20 protein-coding genes are annotated in these 19,042 nt (G+C 67.6%); 7 read left to right on the top strand and 13 right to left on the bottom strand.

Going from position 1 to position 19,042, the window contains the following annotated elements; genetic code table 11:
- Positions 1 to 20: 20 nt before the first annotated feature.
- The gene (locus AU175_RS20455) at positions 21 to 440 is read left to right on the top strand and encodes a hypothetical protein (RefSeq protein ID WP_156642504.1); all 420 of its coding nucleotides are present in this window, start codon (positions 21 to 23) and stop codon (positions 438 to 440) included.
- Between the two features lie 17 nt (positions 441 to 457).
- The gene (locus AU175_RS20450; RefSeq protein WP_066293942.1) at positions 458 to 1,267 is read left to right on the top strand and encodes an SDR family oxidoreductase; all 810 of its coding nucleotides are present in this window, start codon (positions 458 to 460) and stop codon (positions 1,265 to 1,267) included.
- A gap of 139 nt (positions 1,268 to 1,406) precedes the next feature.
- On the opposite strand, the gene AU175_RS20445 is transcribed toward AU175_RS20450, so the two are convergent.
- From AU175_RS20445 to AU175_RS20400, 10 genes are all read right to left on the bottom strand, one after another.
- On the bottom strand, positions 1,407 to 2,561 hold the full coding sequence (locus AU175_RS20445) for an LCP family protein (protein ID WP_066293936.1): 1,155 nt from the start codon (positions 2,559 to 2,561) through the stop codon (positions 1,407 to 1,409).
- Between the two features lie 18 nt (positions 2,562 to 2,579).
- Complete coding sequence (locus tag AU175_RS20440) at positions 2,580 to 3,707, bottom strand: LCP family protein (protein ID WP_066293934.1); 1,128 nt, start codon at positions 3,705 to 3,707, stop codon at positions 2,580 to 2,582.
- A 99-nt stretch (positions 3,708 to 3,806) separates the two neighbouring features.
- On the bottom strand, positions 3,807 to 4,451 hold the full coding sequence (locus AU175_RS20435; protein WP_066293932.1) for an arsenate reductase/protein-tyrosine-phosphatase family protein: 645 nt from the start codon (positions 4,449 to 4,451) through the stop codon (positions 3,807 to 3,809).
- Positions 4,452 to 4,739: 288 nt separating this feature from the next.
- On the bottom strand, positions 4,740 to 5,354 hold the full coding sequence (locus AU175_RS20430) for a DUF305 domain-containing protein (RefSeq protein WP_066293930.1): 615 nt from the start codon (positions 5,352 to 5,354) through the stop codon (positions 4,740 to 4,742).
- Positions 5,355 to 5,486: 132 nt separating this feature from the next.
- Positions 5,487 to 5,987 carry a hypothetical protein gene (locus tag AU175_RS20425; protein ID WP_066293928.1) on the bottom strand — a complete coding sequence of 167 codons (501 nt, stop codon included), beginning with the start codon at positions 5,985 to 5,987 and terminating at the stop codon, positions 5,487 to 5,489.
- Between the two features lie 26 nt (positions 5,988 to 6,013).
- Positions 6,014 to 8,095: a copper-translocating P-type ATPase gene (locus tag AU175_RS20420; RefSeq protein ID WP_066293925.1), complete on the bottom strand. Its 2,082-nt coding sequence runs from the start codon at positions 8,093 to 8,095 to the stop codon at positions 6,014 to 6,016.
- Between the two features lie 29 nt (positions 8,096 to 8,124).
- Positions 8,125 to 8,427, bottom strand: a complete 303-nt coding sequence (locus tag AU175_RS20415; protein WP_066293922.1) for a heavy-metal-associated domain-containing protein — start codon at positions 8,425 to 8,427, stop codon at positions 8,125 to 8,127.
- A 415-nt stretch (positions 8,428 to 8,842) separates the two neighbouring features.
- Complete coding sequence (locus AU175_RS20410; protein WP_231938673.1) at positions 8,843 to 9,676, bottom strand: ABC transporter ATP-binding protein; 834 nt, start codon at positions 9,674 to 9,676, stop codon at positions 8,843 to 8,845.
- Entirely contained in the window at positions 9,673 to 10,797 is a 1,125-nt protein-coding gene (locus tag AU175_RS20405) for a FecCD family ABC transporter permease (protein WP_231938672.1), read from the bottom strand. The genes AU175_RS20410 and AU175_RS20405 overlap by 4 nt, the downstream gene beginning before the upstream one ends.
- Positions 10,794 to 11,774: a FecCD family ABC transporter permease gene (locus tag AU175_RS20400; protein WP_066294586.1), complete on the bottom strand. Its 981-nt coding sequence runs from the start codon at positions 11,772 to 11,774 to the stop codon at positions 10,794 to 10,796. The genes AU175_RS20405 and AU175_RS20400 overlap by 4 nt, the downstream gene beginning before the upstream one ends.
- 293 nt (positions 11,775 to 12,067) lie before the next feature.
- Here AU175_RS20400 and AU175_RS20395 point away from each other — a divergent pair, with 293 nt between their 5' ends.
- The 5 genes from AU175_RS20395 (at position 12,068) to AU175_RS20375 (ending at position 16,879) form a co-directional block, all read left to right on the top strand.
- Entirely contained in the window at positions 12,068 to 13,072 is a 1,005-nt protein-coding gene (locus tag AU175_RS20395; RefSeq protein WP_231938671.1) for an ABC transporter substrate-binding protein, read from the top strand.
- A gap of 53 nt (positions 13,073 to 13,125) precedes the next feature.
- A complete protein-coding gene (locus AU175_RS20390; protein WP_066293920.1) occupies positions 13,126 to 14,058 on the top strand; it encodes a siderophore-interacting protein in 933 nt (310 codons plus the stop codon).
- Positions 14,059 to 14,385: 327 nt separating this feature from the next.
- Entirely contained in the window at positions 14,386 to 15,090 is a 705-nt protein-coding gene (locus AU175_RS20385) for a PAS and ANTAR domain-containing protein (protein ID WP_066293917.1), read from the top strand.
- 101 nt (positions 15,091 to 15,191) lie between these two features.
- Entirely contained in the window at positions 15,192 to 15,611 is a 420-nt protein-coding gene (locus tag AU175_RS20380; protein ID WP_066293913.1) for a YciI family protein, read from the top strand.
- A gap of 20 nt (positions 15,612 to 15,631) precedes the next feature.
- Positions 15,632 to 16,879: an RNA polymerase sigma factor gene (locus AU175_RS20375; protein WP_066293910.1), complete on the top strand. Its 1,248-nt coding sequence runs from the start codon at positions 15,632 to 15,634 to the stop codon at positions 16,877 to 16,879.
- 216 nt (positions 16,880 to 17,095) lie between these two features.
- Here AU175_RS20375 and AU175_RS20370 read toward each other — a convergent pair whose 3' ends face one another.
- The 3 genes from AU175_RS20370 to AU175_RS20360 are packed head-to-tail and all read right to left on the bottom strand — an operon-like array spanning position 17,096 to position 18,968.
- Positions 17,096 to 17,920 (bottom strand): cation diffusion facilitator family transporter, encoded by an 825-nt coding sequence (locus tag AU175_RS20370; RefSeq protein WP_066293907.1) that lies wholly within the window; start codon positions 17,918 to 17,920, stop codon positions 17,096 to 17,098.
- Complete coding sequence (locus AU175_RS20365; protein ID WP_066293905.1) at positions 17,917 to 18,243, bottom strand: ArsR/SmtB family transcription factor; 327 nt, start codon at positions 18,241 to 18,243, stop codon at positions 17,917 to 17,919. Before AU175_RS20365 ends, AU175_RS20370 begins: the two co-directional genes overlap by 4 nt.
- Positions 18,244 to 18,293: 50 nt before the next feature.
- Positions 18,294 to 18,968, bottom strand: coding sequence for a DUF6766 family protein (locus AU175_RS20360; RefSeq protein ID WP_066293904.1), 675 nt, complete (start codon positions 18,966 to 18,968; stop codon positions 18,294 to 18,296).
- Positions 18,969 to 19,042: the final 74 nt, after the last annotated feature.

Below are 19,042 nucleotides of genomic sequence, written 5' to 3'. Positions count from 1 at the left end.
TTATCAACTTGGGGTCTATTATGCGTAACATAATTCCGAAAGGCACCCTCCGGCAGATGCTTCTGCCGCCCACCTTTGGCCTGCACCTGGCTGGGAACGCGGAGTTTACGGTGCTCTCCGTGGAAGTCTGGAGCAGGTGCCTGGTGGTCAATATCCACGTCGAGTCCGGCGTCGGCAGGCCCGTGCCCCGCATAGCCATAGAGGACCACTGGGGCACCCGGTACAGATTCCGCGACACCGCCAGCCTCGGTACGCGCAACCTGCAGGTTTTTACCCCATCCGTCCCGTACGGCACCCGTAGCCTGACCATCAAATCGGTGGACGACGCCGACTCCCGCCTGGTGGTGACCTTCGCCGTCCCGCTGATGCTGGAGGACGATGAAATGGACCAGGCAGAGGAAACTGTTTCACGGGCATCCCGATTGCAGCGCCCGGCATAACGGGCCGAGAGGCAGGCATGGAAGACACCACTCGCTTCGAACCAGCCACAGCGATCGTTACAGGATCCGATTCCGGCATCGGGAGAGCCACTGCGGTGGCCCTGGCCGCGTCCGGGCTGGATATCGGCGTCACCTGGCATACGGATGAACAGGGTGCTGAGGAAACGGCCGACGAGGTCCGGCGTGCCGGCCGGAACGCCGTGGTCCGCCGGCTGGACACAACGCATCCCGCCGAGGCCGCGGCCGTTATTGATTCCCTCGCCGAGGAGCTGGGTGGTCTAGACGTCTTCGTGAACAACTCCGGCACAGGCGACGGCACCCGGTTCCTGGACCTTGACCTGGACACCTGGAAAACCACGGTGGACACGAACCTCACCGGCGCGTTTGCCTGCCTGCAGGCCGCCGCCCGGCGCATGGTCAACGCAGGCAGGGGCGGCCGGATCGTGGCGGTCACCAGCGTCCATGAATTCCAGCCCCGGGTGGGCGCCGCAGCCTACGATGCGTCCAAGCATGGACTGGGCGGACTCATCAAGACCATGGCCCTGGAGCTCGCGGAGTTTGGCATCACGGCCAACAGCGTGGCGCCGGGCGAGATCGCGACGCCCATGACTGGCCAGACGGACGAGGACCCCACGGAGAAGGACCGTCCCGGGGTTCCCCTCGGCAGGCCCGGCGACGCCCGGGAAGTGGCCGCGGTGCTCGCGTTCCTGGCCTCGCCGGCGTCAAGCTACGTGACCGGCGCGTCCTGGGCGGTGGACGGCGGGATGCTGCAGATGGGGCCGCAGGCGGGCTCGCACATCACAGGCCACGACTGGCGCAAAGGCTGACACATTCCGGTTGAGGGACCGCGCTCGGGGAGCTCCGGGCCATTGAGGGACCGCGCTCGCGGAGCGCCGGGGAGCGCCGGGCCCTTAGGGGACCGCGCCGGGCCGCTGATGGACAACACCAGGCCGGCGCGGCCCGAGTTCAGCGCGCGTATTCCGCGATCCGGCCCTCCCGCAGGGCTGCCGCGAGGGCGTTGATCCCGCCGTAGTCGGGCAGGACCACGGAGGCCCCGCCAATGGTGCCTACTCCGGCGGTGGGCACGGTGACGAAGCCTGCGGCATGGGGGTCCATGTTGCGCAGCGCGTAGGCAAGGATGGCCACGGACACAGGATCGAAGCCCTGGTCCACCGTGAGGTGCCCGCCGGCAAAATCCACCAGCGCCCGCACCGCGGTCACATCGTTGAGGGCCCCGCCGCTGGTCAGCTTCGCCAGGAGGGCGCGGAGGAAGGTCTGCTGGTTGCGGACCCGCTGGTAGTCGCCGTCCACAAAGGCGTAGCGCTCGCGGACGAACTCCATCGCGGCCTGGCCGTCGAGGTGGTTCACGCCGGCATGGAAGACGTGCCGGGTTTCGTGCGTGGACTGGAACGGGGTGGTGACGTTGACGTCCACCCCGCCCAGCCCGTCCGTCAGGAGCTTAAAGCCGTGGAAGTCCATCATCACGGTGTGGTCGATGCGGGTGCCCAGTAATGACTCGACGGTCCTCGTCGCCAGGTCGATCCCGCCCACCTCGAGGCTGGTGTTGATCTTGGCTCCGCCGTAACCCGGGATGTCCACCCACAGGTCCCGCATGAGCGATACGACGTAGAACGTGCGGCGGTCCGCCGGGACGTGAACTAGCATGAGCGTGTCCGCGCGGTGGTCCGATGAGGCGCCCGTGGCCGCCGTATGGGCAGCCAGTTCCCGGGCATTGCCGCGGGTGTCGCTGCCGATCAGCAGGATGTTCATGGGCACCGGCGGCAGGTCGGCGATCGGCTCCGGCGGCGGGGGAGCGGCCGGCGCCGGGGCAGGCGCCGTCTCGGTGGGGGTCTCGCTGGGCGTGGCAGCCTCCGTGACCACCGGCGCCTGGGACTCCGAACTGGGGCGCGTGAAACTGAAGACAGCGACGACGACCCCGGCCACCAGCACCAGTGCCAGGACAGCGGCGATCAGGCGCCGCCGTCGTTCTGTCCACGGCAGCTGCGACGGGTGGGATGCCGCAGTGGCTCCCGGATTGGCTCCCGTGTTGGCGCCCGGGTTGGCTCCGCCAGGAACCGAAGGTTCAGGACCGCTGGGGTCGGAACCGGATGGGGTGCTCATCGTTGTGCCTCCATGGCATCAGTTTCCGCCCTGCAGGCCGTTTGTGGCTACATAGTCTCCCAGCGTGTCGGTGGCCATGGCGGCGGAGATGGCTTTGATGGCCACGGGGTCGGTGAGCACAATGGACTGGCCGTCGGTGGACCTGCCGGTGCCCCGGGTGGGCAGGGTGAACATCACCATGTCATGGGGGCGGACGTCCTTGAGTTCCATGCCGAGTCCGGCCATCGTGGCGGCATCCAGCCCGCCGTCCACACTGACGAAAGGGGCCATGGCGCTGACCACGTTGTGGATCTTCAGGGGATTCAGGAGGGTGTCCGCGCTGAGGTTCTTGGCCAGCAGTGCCTTGACGAACGCCTGCTGGTTGCGCACGCGCTGGTAGTCGCCGTCGGCAAAGGCGTAGCGCTCGCGGACGAATTCCAGGGCGTGCTCCCCGTCAAGGGTGTTCGGGCCGGCTGGGAAGGTGATCTGGTCGTGGTAGGACACGAACGGTGCCGGGATGTCCACTTCCACTCCGCCCAGGGCGTCGGTCATCCCCACGAAGCCTTCGAAGTCGATCATGGCGATGTGGTCGATGCGCTGACCGAAGATGGATTCCACGGTCTGCACCATCAGCGGGACGCCGCCGAACGCCAGGGCCGCATTGATCTTGGCGTGCCCGTGGTCCGGGATGCCCACCCACAGGTCACGCATCAGGGAGATGGAGTAGATCTTGCTGCGGTCAGCGGGGATGTGGACCAGCATGAGGGTGTCCGCGCGCTGGTTGGATTTGGCGCCGGAGGCGGCTTCGCCGGTGGTGGCGCCGCGGCTGTCGCTGCCCATCACCAGGATGTTCAGCGACCTGCCCGTGGTCGATGGCGAGGTCCCGGCCGCTGCGGCACCTGCGCCGGGGACACCGCCGGCTGCCGCGCCGGGGAGGGACGGCTGTGGGCGGGTGGATTCAGCGGGGAAGGCATTTTCGATCTTCGTGGTTTCCGAATCGAAGATCCGGCCCAGGTTGAAGAGGTAGGCGCCGGCGGAGGCAGGAATGAGGATGACCAGGGCCAGCAGTACCAACAGGACAGCCCGGAACGGGCGACGCCGGCGTGCACTGTTGCGTGCAATATTGCCGGGGCGTGCAAAGCTCGGATGTGCGGACAGGGTGCCCATTTCCGAAAATTAGCATCGGCGTTCCGGCGTTACATCGGGGGAATCCGCAGAAAAGCCGCACAATAAACCGCAGCTGAAAGGACGACGGCGGCGGTCCGGTCAGGCGGGCGCGTTCAGGCGTGCGTGGCGCAGGATGGAGACGATGGCCGGTGCCAGTTCGTCCTCCATCTGGCGGTAGACGTCCAGGCTGCGGCGGTAGGGGTCGATGATGTCGTTCTCCGACGAGTCCGCCGGCAGGGACAGGTGCCGGACCGCTGCCGCCCTGGCGGGGAGGCCGCGCCAGAAGGCGGCGTTCGACGCCAGCCGGTCGCCGCCGTCGTGCGTTGGCGCTACCGATGCCCCCGGAGTGGCGGCGCGGTCATCCAGCACATCGAGCATCCGGGCGAACTCGCGGATGGTGAAGGTGCGCTTCAGGAGGGACGCGTCCAGCTGCAGGACTTCGCCGCGGTGGCCGGACGTCATGGTGAGCACCAGGTCCACGCCGCGCAGGATTTTGCTGGTCAGCTGGCGGGCGGCGAACCCTTCCGCGTTTCCGCCGAACGTGCGCACGATGTCCGCGGACGGCGGCTGGATCGGTTCGCCCACCAGGGCCCGCGTGCCGGCGCTGGTGACCGTGAAACCGCCCGGAACCGCCTGGTCGAGGCCTGCCTGCAGGAGCCGCTCGGCCACGGGGGAGCGGCAGATGTTTCCCGTGCAGACGGTCAGGATTCTCACCTGTGCGGGGGCAGGTTCGGGGAGTTGCAAAAGGGATACTCTTTCCAGCCGGTGCGCCGGACCGGTCGGTCCGCACAATTTCAACTTAACACGTGAACCTGCGGCCGCCGCCGTCGAAACGCTCTCTCACTCCCTGCAATGAATCCCACGACGCTCTCTCACTTTTCGCAGTAAACGCACCGTTGCTCTCTCACCATTCACCGGCGGGCCGTGCGGCCGGTGCAGGTTGTGAGAGAGGGTCGCGTGGAAACGTGCAGGAAGTGAGAGAGCGTCCGACGGCGGGACGGCGGCCGGGCGGCTCAGCAGGCACCGCTGGCGTCAGGGCGCGGCCAGCAGTTGCTTCATCTCCTCGATCTCGGCCTGCTGCGAGGTGATGATCGCCTTGGCCAGGGCGACCGTTTCGCTGTACTTGCCGGAGTCGACTTCCGTTCGGGCCATGGTGATGGCGCCTTCGTGATGGGCGATCATCTGCGTGAGGAAGAGCTTGGCGGCCTCATCGCCCGGGGCGGCCTTGAGCCTGTCCAGGTCCTCGCCGCTGACCATGCCCGACATGCCGCCGCCGGGCATGGAGTGGCCTTCCATGCCCGTGGGCTGGTTCCAATTCTCGAGCCAGCCGTTCATCTGTTCTATTTCGGGGGCCTGCGCCTCCTTGATTCTGGTGGCCAGGGCGGACACCGCCGCAGGAACGTCAGTTTTCGCCAGCATGATGTCGCTCATTTCCACGGCCTGCGCGTGGTGGGGAATCATCATCTGCGAGAACATGATGTCCGCGGCGTTATGGTCCGCGGAGGCGTCCGGCATCATGCTGGACATCGGGCCGGAGCTGCCGTGGTTCATGCCATGCGATGGTGTGGCGCCGGTGTCCGCGGCGCATCCGGCGAGCGAAAGGGCAGCGGCCAGGACAGCTGCCAGGCTCAGGTTCTTGGTGTTCATGGGAAATTTATCCTTCAGGTTGTGGCGCAGGGCGCCGGAATCTTTGCTTGCCGCGCAGGTGGCGCGGCGGGCGGCCTGGTGGCGCGCATCAGGCTGGCATACGGCCGGACTCCGGGCCCGGCGTCGTGCCTTTTACGTCCGGCTGATGGACAGGTCCCCCGGGCAGGGACCGTCGGGCCGATAGTCGTAGGAGCGCGGGGCTGAGGCGCCGGAGCTGAAGTGCGCGTCCGCCCACTGCCCTGTGCTGCTTGGCTCGGGGGCGGCGAGGGATCCGGCCTTGGCCAAGGGGGTGCAGCCGGCGCCGGGTTGCGCCACTCCGTCAAGGCTGCCGGTGCATGCCACGGCGGACACAGCGGACGTGTCAGGCCCGCTGTGCCCGGCGGCAGGTGCGGCGGGGCTCTGCCCGCGGTGGCTCTGCCCCCCGTGGCTGTGCCCGGACATGTCAGGCCCGCTGTGCCCGGCGGCAGGTGCGGCAACGGACGACGGCGGCGGCGCGGCTCCCAGCGGGTGCGCAGCGTGGTTGCCGGTCAGGGTGTGCATCCCGAGGATCCCGGCAACAATGGCCAGGATGCCGGCGAGCAGTCCGGCGCGGCCAATCAGCGCCGCGGGTCGGCGTCGAGTTGCTGCGGCCATGTTGTGGCTCCCCCATGCCTGCGAGTTCAACGGACCTGCTCCGGATTCAGTTTCACCCGCCGCAGCAGTTGCGCGTTCAGTGCCACCACAATAGTGGACGCGGACATCAGGACAGCCGCGGCGGCGGGGGAGAGAACCACCCCGGCGAATGCGAGCACGCCGGCGGCCAGGGGGACCGAAACGACGTTGTAGCCGGTGGCCCAGACCAGGTTTTGCCACATTTTCCGGTAGCTGGCCCGGGACAGGTCCACCATGGAGAGGACGGCCCGCGGATCGTTGCCGGCCAGCACAACGCCTGCCGATTCCATGGCGACGTCGGTGCCCGCCCCGATTGCGATGCCAACCTCTGCCCGGGCCAGTGCCGGGGAATCGTTGACGCCGTCCCCCACCATGGCCACTTTCAGCCCGCGGCCCTGCAGCTCGGCCACTTTCTTGTCCTTGTCCGCGGGCAGGACTTCGGCGAAGACCTCGTCGATGTGCAGCTCGTGCGCCACGGCGTCGGCAACCTGCCGGGCGTCGCCGGTGACCATGGCCACCTGGAGGCCGCGGTCCTGCAGCGCCGCCACTGCCTGTCGGGATTCGGGGCGGACGGCGTCTTCGAGGCTGACGGCACCCAGGATCCGGTTCCCGTCGACAACGTGCAGGACCGCAGCTCCCCGTTCCACCCAGGCAGAGGTGGAGGCGGCCAATGACTCTGGTTCGGAGAGGCCGAGCTCGCGCAGGAGCGCTGGCCCGCCCACGTGGATTGCCCGGCCGTCCACAGTGGCGCGGACTCCGCGTCCCGTCATGGAGGTGAAGCCGGTTGCCTGCGGAATCTGCAGGTTCCCCCGCCGCGCCGCCCTGACGATCGCCCGGGCTACCGGGTGTTCGCTGTCCGCCTCCACGGCGGCAGCGAGCGCCAGGAGCCCGTCCCGGCTGCCGCCGTCGGACGCTGTGACGTCCTTGAGCTCCGGCTCCCCCGTTGTGAGCGTGCCGGTCTTGTCGAAGAGGACGACGTCGACCGTGCGCATCCGCTCAAGAGCCATCCGGTTCTTGATCAGCACACCGGCCCGGGCCGCCTGCTCCGTGGAGATGGCGATCACCAGCGGGATGGCCAGGCCAAGCGCGTGCGGGCAGGCGATCACCAGCACCGTGACGGTGCGGGCCACGGCCTCGGGGACGCTGCCCAGGAGTGTCCAGGCCACAAAGGTGAGTGCACCGGCTCCGGCGGCAAAGTAGAACAGGAAGGCGGCGGCGCGGTCGGCAAGGGCCTGCGCCTTCGAAGAGGACGCCTGCGCCTCTGCCACCAGCCGCTGGATGCCGGCCAGTGCAGTGTTGTCGCCCACTGCGGTCACCCGAACACGGACGGAATTGTCCGTGGCCACCGTTCCCGCGACGACAGTATCGCCGGGGGAACGCGGCACTGTCCTTGATTCGCCGGTGATCATGGACTCGTCGAACTCGGCTTGCCCGTCGATGACCGTGCCGTCGGCCGGCAGCCTGGCGCCGGACCGGACCAGGACGGTATCGCCTTCGCGCAGTTCGGACACCGGGACGGTCTCCGCGCCGCCCCCTGTGACGCGTTCGGCCTCGTCCGGGAGCAGCGCGGCCAGGGCGTCCAACGCCCCCTGCGCGGAGCCGAGGGCGCGCATCTCGATCCAGTGGCCCAGCAGCATGATGGTCACCAGCAAAGCCAGCTCCCACCAGAAGTCCAGGTCGAAGCCGCCGATTCCGAGGCTGGTGACCCAGGATGCCAGGAAGGCGACGCTGATGGCCATGCCGATCAGGAGCATCATGCCGGGGCGCCGGTCCTTCAGTTCCTGCAGCCCGCCCTTGAGGAACGGCTGGCCGCCGTGGAGGAAGATCACCGTGCCCAGGACAGGCGGGATGAAGGCCGATCCTGGGAACATCGGCGGCATGTATCCCAGGAGGTGGCCCACCATGGGACTGAAATAGACCACGGGGACGGTCAGGGCCAAGGCCGCCCAGAACCTGTTTTTGAACATTGCGGTGCTGTGGCCGGCGTGCTGGCCGGCGGTGTGGACGGCGTGGTCGTCCTGGCTGCCATGGTTGTGCGTGTTGTGGTGATCGTGGTGTGCTGCGGTCTGGGTGTGGTGGTGGTGCACGATTCCTCCTGGCGAGGATCCTGTGGTCAGGGTCAGTTGCTGATGGTGTATCCGGCCGAGGAGACAGCCTCGCGGATCAGGTCGGGATTCGCAGATCCGGAAATGAGCAGGCGTGACTTTCCGCCGGCGACGAGTTCAACAGCGGCGGTGTCCACGCCCTCCACGGTGGAGGCGGCTTTCTGCACGGTCTGTACGCAGTGGCCGCAGGTCAGGCCTTCAACGAAGAACTCGACGGCGGCCGTTGCCTGCCGTGGGGGAGTGGCCGTTGTGCAGCAGCCGCAGCTGCCGTGCGTGGTGGCCTGTGGCAGTTCGGTGCGGTTTCCAATACCAGGCATGTCAGTTTCCATTCCTTGAAGAAGGTCCAATGGGCGCTGGGGTTGAACGGCTGTGATGGCGGTGCGGGGCACCTGCCTGGACATACCACTTCACTGACAACACTCGAAAATATACCCCCTGGGGGTATCTGCGTCAAGGCGCAATCGCCCTCGTTGGAAACGCTCTCTCACTTTCTGCAAGGAATCCCACGACGCTCTCTCACTTTCTGCAAGGAATCCCACGACGCTCTCTCACTTTTCGCGCTGGAATTCGTAACGCTCGCGCACGTCCCACAGAGAGGGGTCATCAAGAACCCGCAGGAAGTGAGAGAGCGTCGCCGGAAAACCCGCAGGAAGTGAGAGAGCGTCGCCGGGGAACCCGCAGGAAGTGAGAGAGGGTCCGACGACGGCGGGCGGCTTTGGCGCGTCGGGACGGTTAGGAGGCGGCCGCGGTCGCCGGGGTACCGAGCGGGATGACGTGCGGGCGGCCGTCGGTGGGTTCCGGAACCACCTGCGCGTGCAGCCCGAAAACGTCCTTGAGCAACCCGGGCGTCACCACCTGGTCCGGGGTGCCCTCCATCACAACGGCGCCGTCCTTCATCGCCACCATGTGGTCGGAGTACCTGGCCGCCAGCGAGATGTCGTGGAGCACCATCACCACCGTGCGGTGGTGGACCCGGTTTAGCCGGCGGACGAGTTCCAGGACGTCCACCTGGTGTGCGAGGTCCAGGTAGGTGGTGGGCTCGTCCAGCAGGAGGATGCCGGTTTCCTGGGCCAGCGTCAAGGAGATCCAGGCGCGCTGCCGCTGCCCACCGGAGAGGTCCTCCAGCGGCGTGTCGGCAAGGTCCGTGATGTCCGTAGCGGCCAGGGCGTCCTCCACCACGGACTGGTCCGCCACGGAGAACTGCTGGTACCACTTCTGCCGCGGGTGCCTGCCCCTCGAGACCAGGTCCGCCACCGTCAGGCCGGAGGGGGCGGTGGGGGTCTGCGGCAGCACGCTGATCCGGGTGGCGATCTCCCGGGTGGACCGCGAAGCGAGCGGCGAGCCGTCCAGCAGAACCTCGCCGGAGCGCGGCGCGAGCAGCCGGCCCAGGCCGCGGAGCAGCGTGGACTTGCCGCAGCCGTTGGGCCCGATGATCGACGTCACACGGGCGTCCGGAATGGAGAGGGACAGGTCGTTGATGATGCTCGGTCCGTCATAGCCCAGGCTCAGGTTCCGGGCGTGCAACCCCCGGGCCAGGGCGGAGGGCAGTTCTGTGGGCGTGTTCAACTCAGCCTCCGCTGGTACTTCAGGATCAGGTGGATCAGGAACGGCGCTCCCACCACGGCGGTGGCAACGCCCACCGGCAGGGGAGCGCTCAGGGCGTTGGCGGAGACGGTGTCGGCGAGCAGCACAAACACGGCTCCGACCAGCGCCGAGACACCCACCGGAGGAACCACGGTGGCGGTCAGCGAGCGGGCAATCTGCGGACTCGCCAGGGCCACAAACGCCACCGGCCCGGCCACGACCGTGGCCACCGAGGCGAGCAGTACAGCCACAGTCAAGGCAAAGAGGCGCACGGCACCGATCCTTGCACCGAGCCCGACGGCGGTGTCGTCACCGAGGCTGGTGAGCAGCAGCCACCTTCCGCTGAAGACCGCCGCGGCCAGCAGGACGACGGCGCTCGCGGCCATGGGCTGCACGGTGGCCCAGTCCTTGCCGTTGAGTGAGCCGGTCATCCAGGTCAGGGCCTGGGCGGCATTGGTGACATCCCCAAGCGTGAGGATCCACGTGGTGAGGCTGGCGGCAAGGCCTGAAATGCCCAGCCCGGCCAGGACCAGACGGTAGCTGTCCAGCCCGCGGCGGTACGCCAGCAGGTACACGGCCACGCCGCTGACAATGCCTGCGGTGAACGCCGCCGCCGGCATTCCTACGGTCGCCGCGAGGCCGCTGAGCCCGGCATGGCCCCCGCCGGCGATGACCAGGACGGCCACAGCCCCCAGCGAGGCTCCGGCGGCGACGCCCAGGAGATCGGGGCTGGCCAGGGGATTGCGGGCCACCGTCTGGGTGATGGCGCCCGCCGCGGCCAGGGAAGCACCCACGACGACGGCGGCCACCATCCGGGGAGCGCGGAATTCCGTGACGGCCAGGTGGATGCGGGCGCTGGAGGCATCCCCCAGGAGCGCCCGGAGGACGTCCGGGTAGGCCAGCGGGGTGCCGCCGAAGGCGACGTGCAGGGCCATGGCGGCCATCATGGCGCCGGCCAGCAGGCAGGCGACCACCACCACCCGGATATTGAGCCGGACAGATACCGGGCCCAGGCGCAGGACGCGGAGCGTGGCGGCACCGGACCGGGCAGCCGGGCGCACAGGAGCCTCGGGCGAACGGTCCGGGTGCAGGGCGGCGGTCACAGCGTGGCCAGCCGTCGGCGTCGTGCCAGGTGGACAAAGAAGGGTGCGCCCACCACTGCCAGGACCACACCGACGGAGAGTTCGCCGGGGCGGGAGATGACGCGCCCGGCGGTGTCGGCCAGCAGCAGGAGGGTTGCGCCGGTCAGGGCGGATACCGGCACCAGCCAGCGGTAGTCCGGCCCCGCCATGGCGCGGGTGATGTGGGGGACCAGCAGCCCCGCGAAGGCTATCGGGCCGGCCATGGTGACGGCGGACCCGGCCAGGAGCGTGATGGCTGCGATGCCTGCAGCGCGGGCCCGGAACACCGAGATACCCAGCGAGACGGCGGTGTCCGCGCCCAGTGCGAGCGCATTCAGCGGCCGGATATTCAGGAGGGCCAGCACCACGCCGGCGCAGATGAACGGCCAGACCACGGCCATCACGTCGCTGCGCCCCGCCAGCGAACCCACCTGCCAGAACCGCAGCGTGTCAAGTGCCTGGTCGTTGAGCAGGACGATGCCGGCGACCAGGCCTGAGCAGAGGGCGGTCACGGCGGCACCGGCGAGGACGAGGGTTACGGGTGTGGCGCCGTGGCGGGCCGCGGAGCCGATCATGAACACCAGGACGCTGGCCGCCAGGGCTCCGGCGAACGCCAGCAGGGCCTGCGGAAGGACCGCCAGTTCACCGGTGAGGGCCGTGGCGGCGACAATCGCGAGCGCCGCGCCCTGGTTGATGCCGAGCAGGCCGGGATCGGCCACCGGGTTGCGGGTGTGGCCCTGCACAAGGGTTCCCGCCAGGCCCAGGCAAATCCCCGTCAGGACAGCCATCACCGTGCGGGGCCAGCGGAGTTCGCGGATGGTCACGTCCATGACGTTGCCGTCCGGGGTGACCACGGCGTGCCAGACATCCTGGAGGGAGGACGGTTGCCCGCCGATGCAGATGCTGAGCCCGGCGGCGGCCAGGAGCGCCACCAGGGACACGGCCAGCCACGTCACCACGGGCTTACGGGAACTTGGCTTACGGGAACCGGGCTTGAATGAACCGGGCTTCAGTGAACCGGGTTTCCGGGAACCGGGCTTTCGTAAACCGGGATGCCGGGTAGTCCCGGGCGGCGTTTCGCCCCGACCGGCCGGGGCCACAGCCGGATCCATTGTCTTCACAGGGCCCTTCCCGGAGGTTAGTTCTATTACGTCAGTAGATTGTGATCTATTTCGCCAAATCCTGCTACAGTCTACGGCAGACGCAGGTAAGCAATGCCTAAAAAGTCATCACCGCATCCGAAAGCACCCCAGTGAAAACTCGCATCTTCAAGCAGCTCGGCGCTGCCGCCGTCGGAATGGCACTGCTGGCCACCACGGCCTGCGGTTCCCCGGCCGCCACCACAGCCACCGAAACCGCAGCTGCCGAGTCGGCGGGTTTCCCGCTGACCCTGGAGCACGCCATGGGTTCCAGCACCATCGAAACCGTCCCCAAGAGGGTCGTGGCCATGGACCCGAGCTACATCGACGCCGCCCTCCTGCTGGAGGCGGATCTGGTGGGGTACGTCCAGTACCGCCAGGACCCGAATTCGCCGTTCGCCCCCTACCTCGGGGACGTCAAGGAAGCCACCAAGGACTCCGTGAACGTTGGCACGCTGGCCGAGCCCAACCTGGAAAAGATCCTCGAGCTGGAGCCGGACCTGATCGTTTCGGCCAAGGTCCGCCACGAGGCGCTCTACCCCCAGCTGTCCAAGATCGCCCCCACCATTTTCTCCGTGAGCACCGGCCCCACTTGGAAGGAAAATGTGGTCTTCCTGGGCGAGGCGCTGGGCAAGAAGGCCAAGGCTGAAGAGCTAGTCAAGGCATATGAGGACCGCGCCCGGAAGGTTGGCGCCGCGATCCTGGCGAAGAAGCCGGACGCCACCTACTCCCTGGTGCGGTTCACCGGCGGCGACACCGCACGCCTGTACTCCACCAACTCCTTCATCGGCGAGATCATGGCCGACATGCAGATCCCGCGCCCCAAGGACGCCCCGGACAGCGAGAAGGAAATCTTCGTGCCGCTGTCCGCCGAGCAGATCCTTGAGGGCGACGCCGGCCTGGTGATGGTCAGTGCCTATACCCCGCCCGGTGCCGAGGGCGACAAGGCCCGCGCGCAGCAGGAGAAGTTCCAGTCCAACCCGCTCTGGGAGCGCCTCAGCGGTGAGGTTATTAACGTCGACGACGGCACGTTCCTTGCGTCGGTCAGCATCCAGGGTGCCCACGCGGTGATCACCGACCTCGCCAAGCACTACGGCGTGGACCCGCAGCTGCCGTAGCGGACGGCATGCAACAGCATCCCGCGGCGCCGAACCGCGGAAAGGAAACCACCATGGACAAGCCAGCGGTGTACCCGCTCCGCGTGTTCGGCGCCGCCGTCGTTGCAGTGCGGGAGCTCAGCCCGCATTTCCGCCGCATCACCTTCGCCGGCGCCGACCTTGCCGCGTTCGGCGTCCCGGGGCCGCGGCTGGACCTGCGGATCAAGCTCCTGCTGCCTGTGCCGGGGCACGCGCTGCTGCCGCTCGGAGGCCCCGGCGGCAGGCTGGACGAAGGCTGGTACCAGGAGTGGCTCCGTCGAGACCAGCCCGGCCGCGGCGTCATTCGCAGCTACACCGTCCGCGCACTCCGGACGGCCCAGGATGGCGCGGAGCTGGACGTGGACTTTGTCCACCACCCCACCCACGACGGCGTCCGTGCCCCCGCCTCGGACTGGGCCCGGGCCGCCACCGCCGGCACCCCAATCGTCATCATCGGCCCGAACGCGGACGCCATCACGGCTGACACCCCGCCGAGCGACACCGGAATCAGGTGGGATCCCCAGGGCGCCGGCCACGTGCTGCTCGCCGGCGACGAAACGGCCGTCCCCGCCATCTCCTCCATCCTGGAAGACCTCCCTCCAGGTGTCACCGGCCATGCCTTCCTGGAAGTTCCGGACGCGCACGACGTCGGGACGCTCACCACTGCTTCCTCCGTCCGGGTCACCTGGCTGCCCCGGAGTCCGGCGGATGCCGCCCGTGGTGAGCTGTTGTTGCGGGCGGTGAATGCCGCCGTCGAAACCGCACAGCCGCCGTATTCGCCGCAGACCTACGCCTGGGTGGCTGCCGAGGCGGGCACGGTGAAGAGCCTTCGCCGGCACCTCGTCAGCCAGATAGGCCTGGGTCCCCGGCGCTCCGAGTTCCGCGCCTACTGGAGCCTGGGCAAGGCAGGATCCGGCGGCAACGGCACCCCCGTGGACCCCGCCGCCGTCACCTCCTCGACCCACTAAACCCAGGATCCTCTCTCACTTTCTGCACTGATTTGGGTAACCTTCTCTCGCTTTCTGCACTGATTTGGGTAACCATCTCTCACTTTCTGCACTGATTTGGGTATCCCTCTCTCACTTTCTGCAAGCCCGGCAGCTGCCTGCGAGAGGGTCGCCGGAAAACCCGCAGGAAGTGAGAGAGCGTCGCGGGAAAACCCGCAGGAAGTGAGAGAGCGTCCGACGGCGGGAGGTCACCGTTGGGAAACAAACCTCTGAAATGTGGGATTTCAGGCCATAATGGGTAGGACCGCCCGGGGAAGGCGGCCTAGCGAATGCCCGGAGGTGCCCAGAATGTCGAACTTGAGCGGGCCCTACACGTATTCAAGTGCCCTGGGGTCGGGGGACTGCCCGGCCGGGGCGTACCGTATAGACCTCGTCCACGGAACGTCGGCGTGGTCCGACGGGCTGTACCAGCTGCACGGCTACGAGCGCGGCGAGGTGGTGCCCACCATTGAGCTGATCCTTGCCCATAAGCATCCTGACGACAGGGCGCACGCCGAAGAAATTCTTGCGAAGGTCAGCCGACATGGCGGCCATTTCTCCATCTATCACCGGATCATCGATGCCCAGGGCCGCCTTCATCAGGTCCTGTCCTCCGGTGAGGGGGTCCGTGATGGGCAGGGAAACGTGACCGCGCTGGGCGGCATGACGATGGACCTGACGGCAACGCTTCAGCGGGAGACCGAGGTGGCCACGCGCGAGGCCGTGGAACGTGCCACGTCCACCCGCAGCGTGATCGACCAGGCCCGCGGACTGGTGATGGGCAGGCTCCGGATCAACTCCGATGAGGCGTTTGATCTGCTGGTCCGCCTCAGTAACCGGACAAACATGAAACTGGCTGTCGTGGCCGCAGACCTGGTGGCCCTCGCTGACAGCGGCGGCAGTGACGGCGCCACGGGCCCTAAGGGCCCCGACGGCGAGGACCGGCTGGATGCGGCAGTTTACGCCCTCCGGGACGGGAAGCCGCGCCGTCACAGACGGGATCCCCGCCGGTAGGCAAAAGTTCTTCTTCTGTTGTGTCGATCTGGCATGGCGCCGTTCGACCTATGGGTGAGAAGGTCGAAAGGCGACCTTCCACAACCAAGGAGAAGATTGAGATGGCCAAGTACATGCTGATCATGCGGGCAACCGACGAATCCCTCGCGAAGTTTACTGACGTCGACTTCACCGAGGCCATGAACGCCATGGGCAAGTTCAACGACGAACTGATCCGCGCCGGCGTCCTGCTGGCGGCCGAAGGCCTGGAGGACCCCCAAGAGGGCGTTGTGGTGGACTTCACCGGGGAGCAGCCTGTGGTCACTGATGGGCCGTACGGGGAGACAAAGGAGCTGTTCAGCGGCTTCTACATCCTGGACGTCGCCTCCAAGGAAGAAGCCATCGAGTGGGCCAAGCGGGCACCGCTGACCGAGGGCAGCAAGACCGAGATCCGCCGGGTGCCTACTATCGACGAGTTCCCGCAGGACAACGAGTGGATCCAGAAGGAGCGCGCCTGGCGCGAGCAGACCGGGCAGCTCTGAGCCGGTAGCCCTGACCGGCTGTGGGTTCCAACGCGGCGAGGGGCGCCGTCGAGGCTGTGTGGCGGATGGAAGCCGCACGCATCGTCGGCGCCCTCGCCCGCTTCACGGGAGACTTCTCCCTTGCCGAGGACGTGGCGCAGGAGGCGTTGGCCGAGGCGCTCGTCTCGTGGTCGGTCAACGGCGTCCCCGCCGAGCCGACGGGGTGGCTGCTGACCACCGGCCGCCGTCGTGCCATCGATGCCTTCCGGCGCCGGTCCGCAGCGGACGAACGCTACGCCCTGCTCGCCCGGGATCTGTCCCCGGAGGAGCCGGGGCCGGATGCGCTTTTTGACCCTGAAGCGATCGACGACGACGTGCTGGCGCTGATGTTCATCTCCTGCCATCCGGTGCTGTCCAAGGAGGCGCGCATCGCGTTGACCCTGCGTGTGGTGGGCGGTCTAGGGAGCGAGGCGATCGCCAAAGCCTTCCTGGTGCCGGTGGCAACCATCCAGGCCCGCATCACGCGTGCCAAGAAAACCCTGGCCGCCGCCAACGTCCCCTTCGCCGTGCCGGAGCCCCGGGAGCGGGCCGAACGGCTGGGTTCCGTGCTGCAGGTGGTCTACCTGATCTTCACCGAGGGGTCGTTCGCCTCCGGCGGAGATTCCTGGATCCGTCGGGACCTGGCGGCCGAGGCCCAGCGGCTGGCCCGGACGCTGGTGCGGCTCGACCCGCAGCCGGAGGTATTCGGGCTGCTGGCCCTGCTGGAACTGACCGCCGCCCGCTTCCCGGCCCGCCTGGACGCGTCCGGCCAGCCGGTCCTCCTCGAGGACCAGGACCGGCGGCTGTGGGACCAGTCGGCGATCCGGCGGGGGCGTGCCGCGCTCGCCCGCGCCGTATCCGCCGGATACGGGCTGGGCGCCTATGGCCTGCAGGCCGCCATCGCCGAGTGCCATGCGGTGGCGGGCTCGGTTGCCGAGACAGACTGGCCCCGGATCGTTGGCCTGTATGAGGCACTCGGGCGGCTCACGCCGTCGCCCATTATTGAACTCAACCGGGCCGTGGCGGTGGCCATGGCGTCCGGCCCGGCGGACGGGCTGGCGCTGGTCGAGGTAATCGCCGCGCGCGGAGAACTTAACGGCTCGCACCTGCTTCCCGCTGTCCGTGGGGAGCTCCTGACCCGCCTGGGTCGCGCCGACGAGGCACGCACTGCGCTTCTGCAGGCCGTGGAGCTGTGCGGGAACGCCGCGGAACGGGCGGCCCTGGAGCGAAAAATCGGGGCACTCAGTTAGGCTCCGCGCGCAAGAGCTGAGCCTGGCCGCATGCACGGGTCCAGCCCGCATGAACGGTGCTGGGCAACACCGTTCATGCGGGCCAGGGCCGCGGAAGCCCAAGCAGCGGCCAGGCGTGATGCCAGAAACGAAGGATGGTACGTGAAAGCCACACCCCATTGGCTGTCCGGGTGAGGTGGCGGGGTACTCCTTTGCAGAGCAGCTCAAAGTCCAAGTTCAGTCCTTGCGTACCGTAATGCCCAGGGAAATCGTCGAACGCTGCGGAGTATCAGGGCTGGTGCAGTCAGGGCAGCAGCCGTCCGTTTTCAAGTCGCCGCCCGTGCCTGCCTCGCCGGTCTTGCCCCCGCCGGACTCGCCGGTCTTGCCCGTGCCGGATTCGCCGGCCTCGCCCGTGCCGGCCTCGCCGGCGTGGGGGACCGGGCAGCAGGCGTCGCCGTGCCAGGCGTTAATGCCTTCCCGCACTGCGATCGCTGCAATGATGAGGGCGGCGCCGGAATCGGCCCACCACCAGCCCAGTGTGCTGTTCAACAGCAGGCCCGCCAGCAGGACGGCTGACAGGTAGGTGCACAGCAGGGTCTGTTTCGAGTCGGCTACCGCTGTGCGTGAACCAATTTCGCGCCCGGCCCGCCGCTGCAACCAGGACAGCACCGGCATGATCCCCAGGCTCAGGGCCGCGATGACAATGCCAACTGGGGAATGCCTGGGTTCGCCGGCGCCGAAGAGGGAACCAACAGCGTCCACGGCCACGAAAGCGGCAAGGGCAAAGAAGGACACCGCAATGATCCGCAACGTCAGCTGTTCGCGCCGCTCCGGGTCCTTCGCAGCGAACTGCCACGACAGTGCCAGAGCGGAGGCAACTTCGATTATGGAATCCAGCCCGAACCCGATCAGTGCGGATGAATCGGCCTCGCCCCCGGCCCAGAGCGCCACGACTGCCTCGACCATGTTGTACATGATGGTGGCCGCGGCGAACAGGCGGATGCGCCGGGCCAGTACAGCCCGGCGCGAAGCGGAAGGCTGTCCCTGGATGATCGCCGTCATGCCAGGCACGTTCCGTCAGGCGCGCAGCACGCAGGGTCCACAGCCAGGACCACGCCCAGCAGATCCCTGATCGCATGGCCCAGCCTGGCATCGGCGAGTTCGTACCGGCTGCGGCGCCCGTCCGGTACGGCAACCACCAGGCCGCAGCCGCGCAGGCACGTCAGGTGGTTGGACATGCTCTGCCGGGACACACCCAGCGACTCAGCCAGGTCCGAGGGATACGACGGTGCGTCGGCAAGGGCCAGCATGATCCGCGCCCGCGTTGGATCCGAGACGGCGTACCCGAAACGCGCAAGCACCGGGGCGTGGGTGAGGGTTTCCATACACTCCAAAGTACAGCGGAGCATGTATTCAGGCAATTGTGTAATGGGCCCTATCCTGTTGCCCCGGTGTCATCGTGCGCTGAGCCCACCGGTTTTGACTCGGGTGACCCGCGCTGCCGCAGGTAAATGGCCAGGACCACCATTGAGCCCACAGCCAGGAACTCCGACTGCCAGTTCTGCAGCGTCCGGTTCCAGAATTCCGCAGACGCAACGTACTCGGCCCACGCTGCGGGCTGCTGGAAGTTGCTGAGCTGTTCTTCGTTGTAGGCGCTGTTCCCAGCAATTGATTGAACGAGCCAGGACAGGACAAAAATCAGCCCCATGGTGGCTCCCAGCGAGTTCGAAAACACGGTGAGGCGCCACCCGCGGGCCCTCGCCCAGGCAGGCGACTTGGCGTTGCTGTACTCGGCGACGAGCTGTTGCTTGTCAGATTCCAGTCCAGTTTTGTGCAACTCTTTGGATTCCGGGGACCCTCTCTGAACCAGCCAGATCGTGGCCGTGATGTACAGCAGGAACTGCAGGTATTCGGACTGCCAGTTCTCGGAAACGTCCACCGCAAAACTTGAGGAAGTGAGGTACTGCCCCAGGCTGATCTCGTCCAAGCCCGCCGAAAGCTGTTCCTCGTTGAAGAGCGCATGGCCGGTGAGGCCCTGGCCGAGAAGGGCGAGCAGGAAAATCAGGCCGAAGAAGAGGCTTAAGCCGTTGTTTCTCAGCGCGGCTTTCATGGTTCGGCCTCTATCCCCGGACCAGGCCCACAACGGCCATGTAGGCAAGGCCGCCAAAGATGAGCACCAGGTAC

Origin of the sequence: Arthrobacter sp. B6 (genome assembly GCF_001663775.1) — a bacterium.
Taxonomy (GTDB): Bacteria; Actinomycetota; Actinomycetes; order Actinomycetales; family Micrococcaceae; genus Arthrobacter.
Note: the sequence above shows the minus strand (reverse complement) of the source record. Positions and strands in the feature narration are given on the sequence as shown.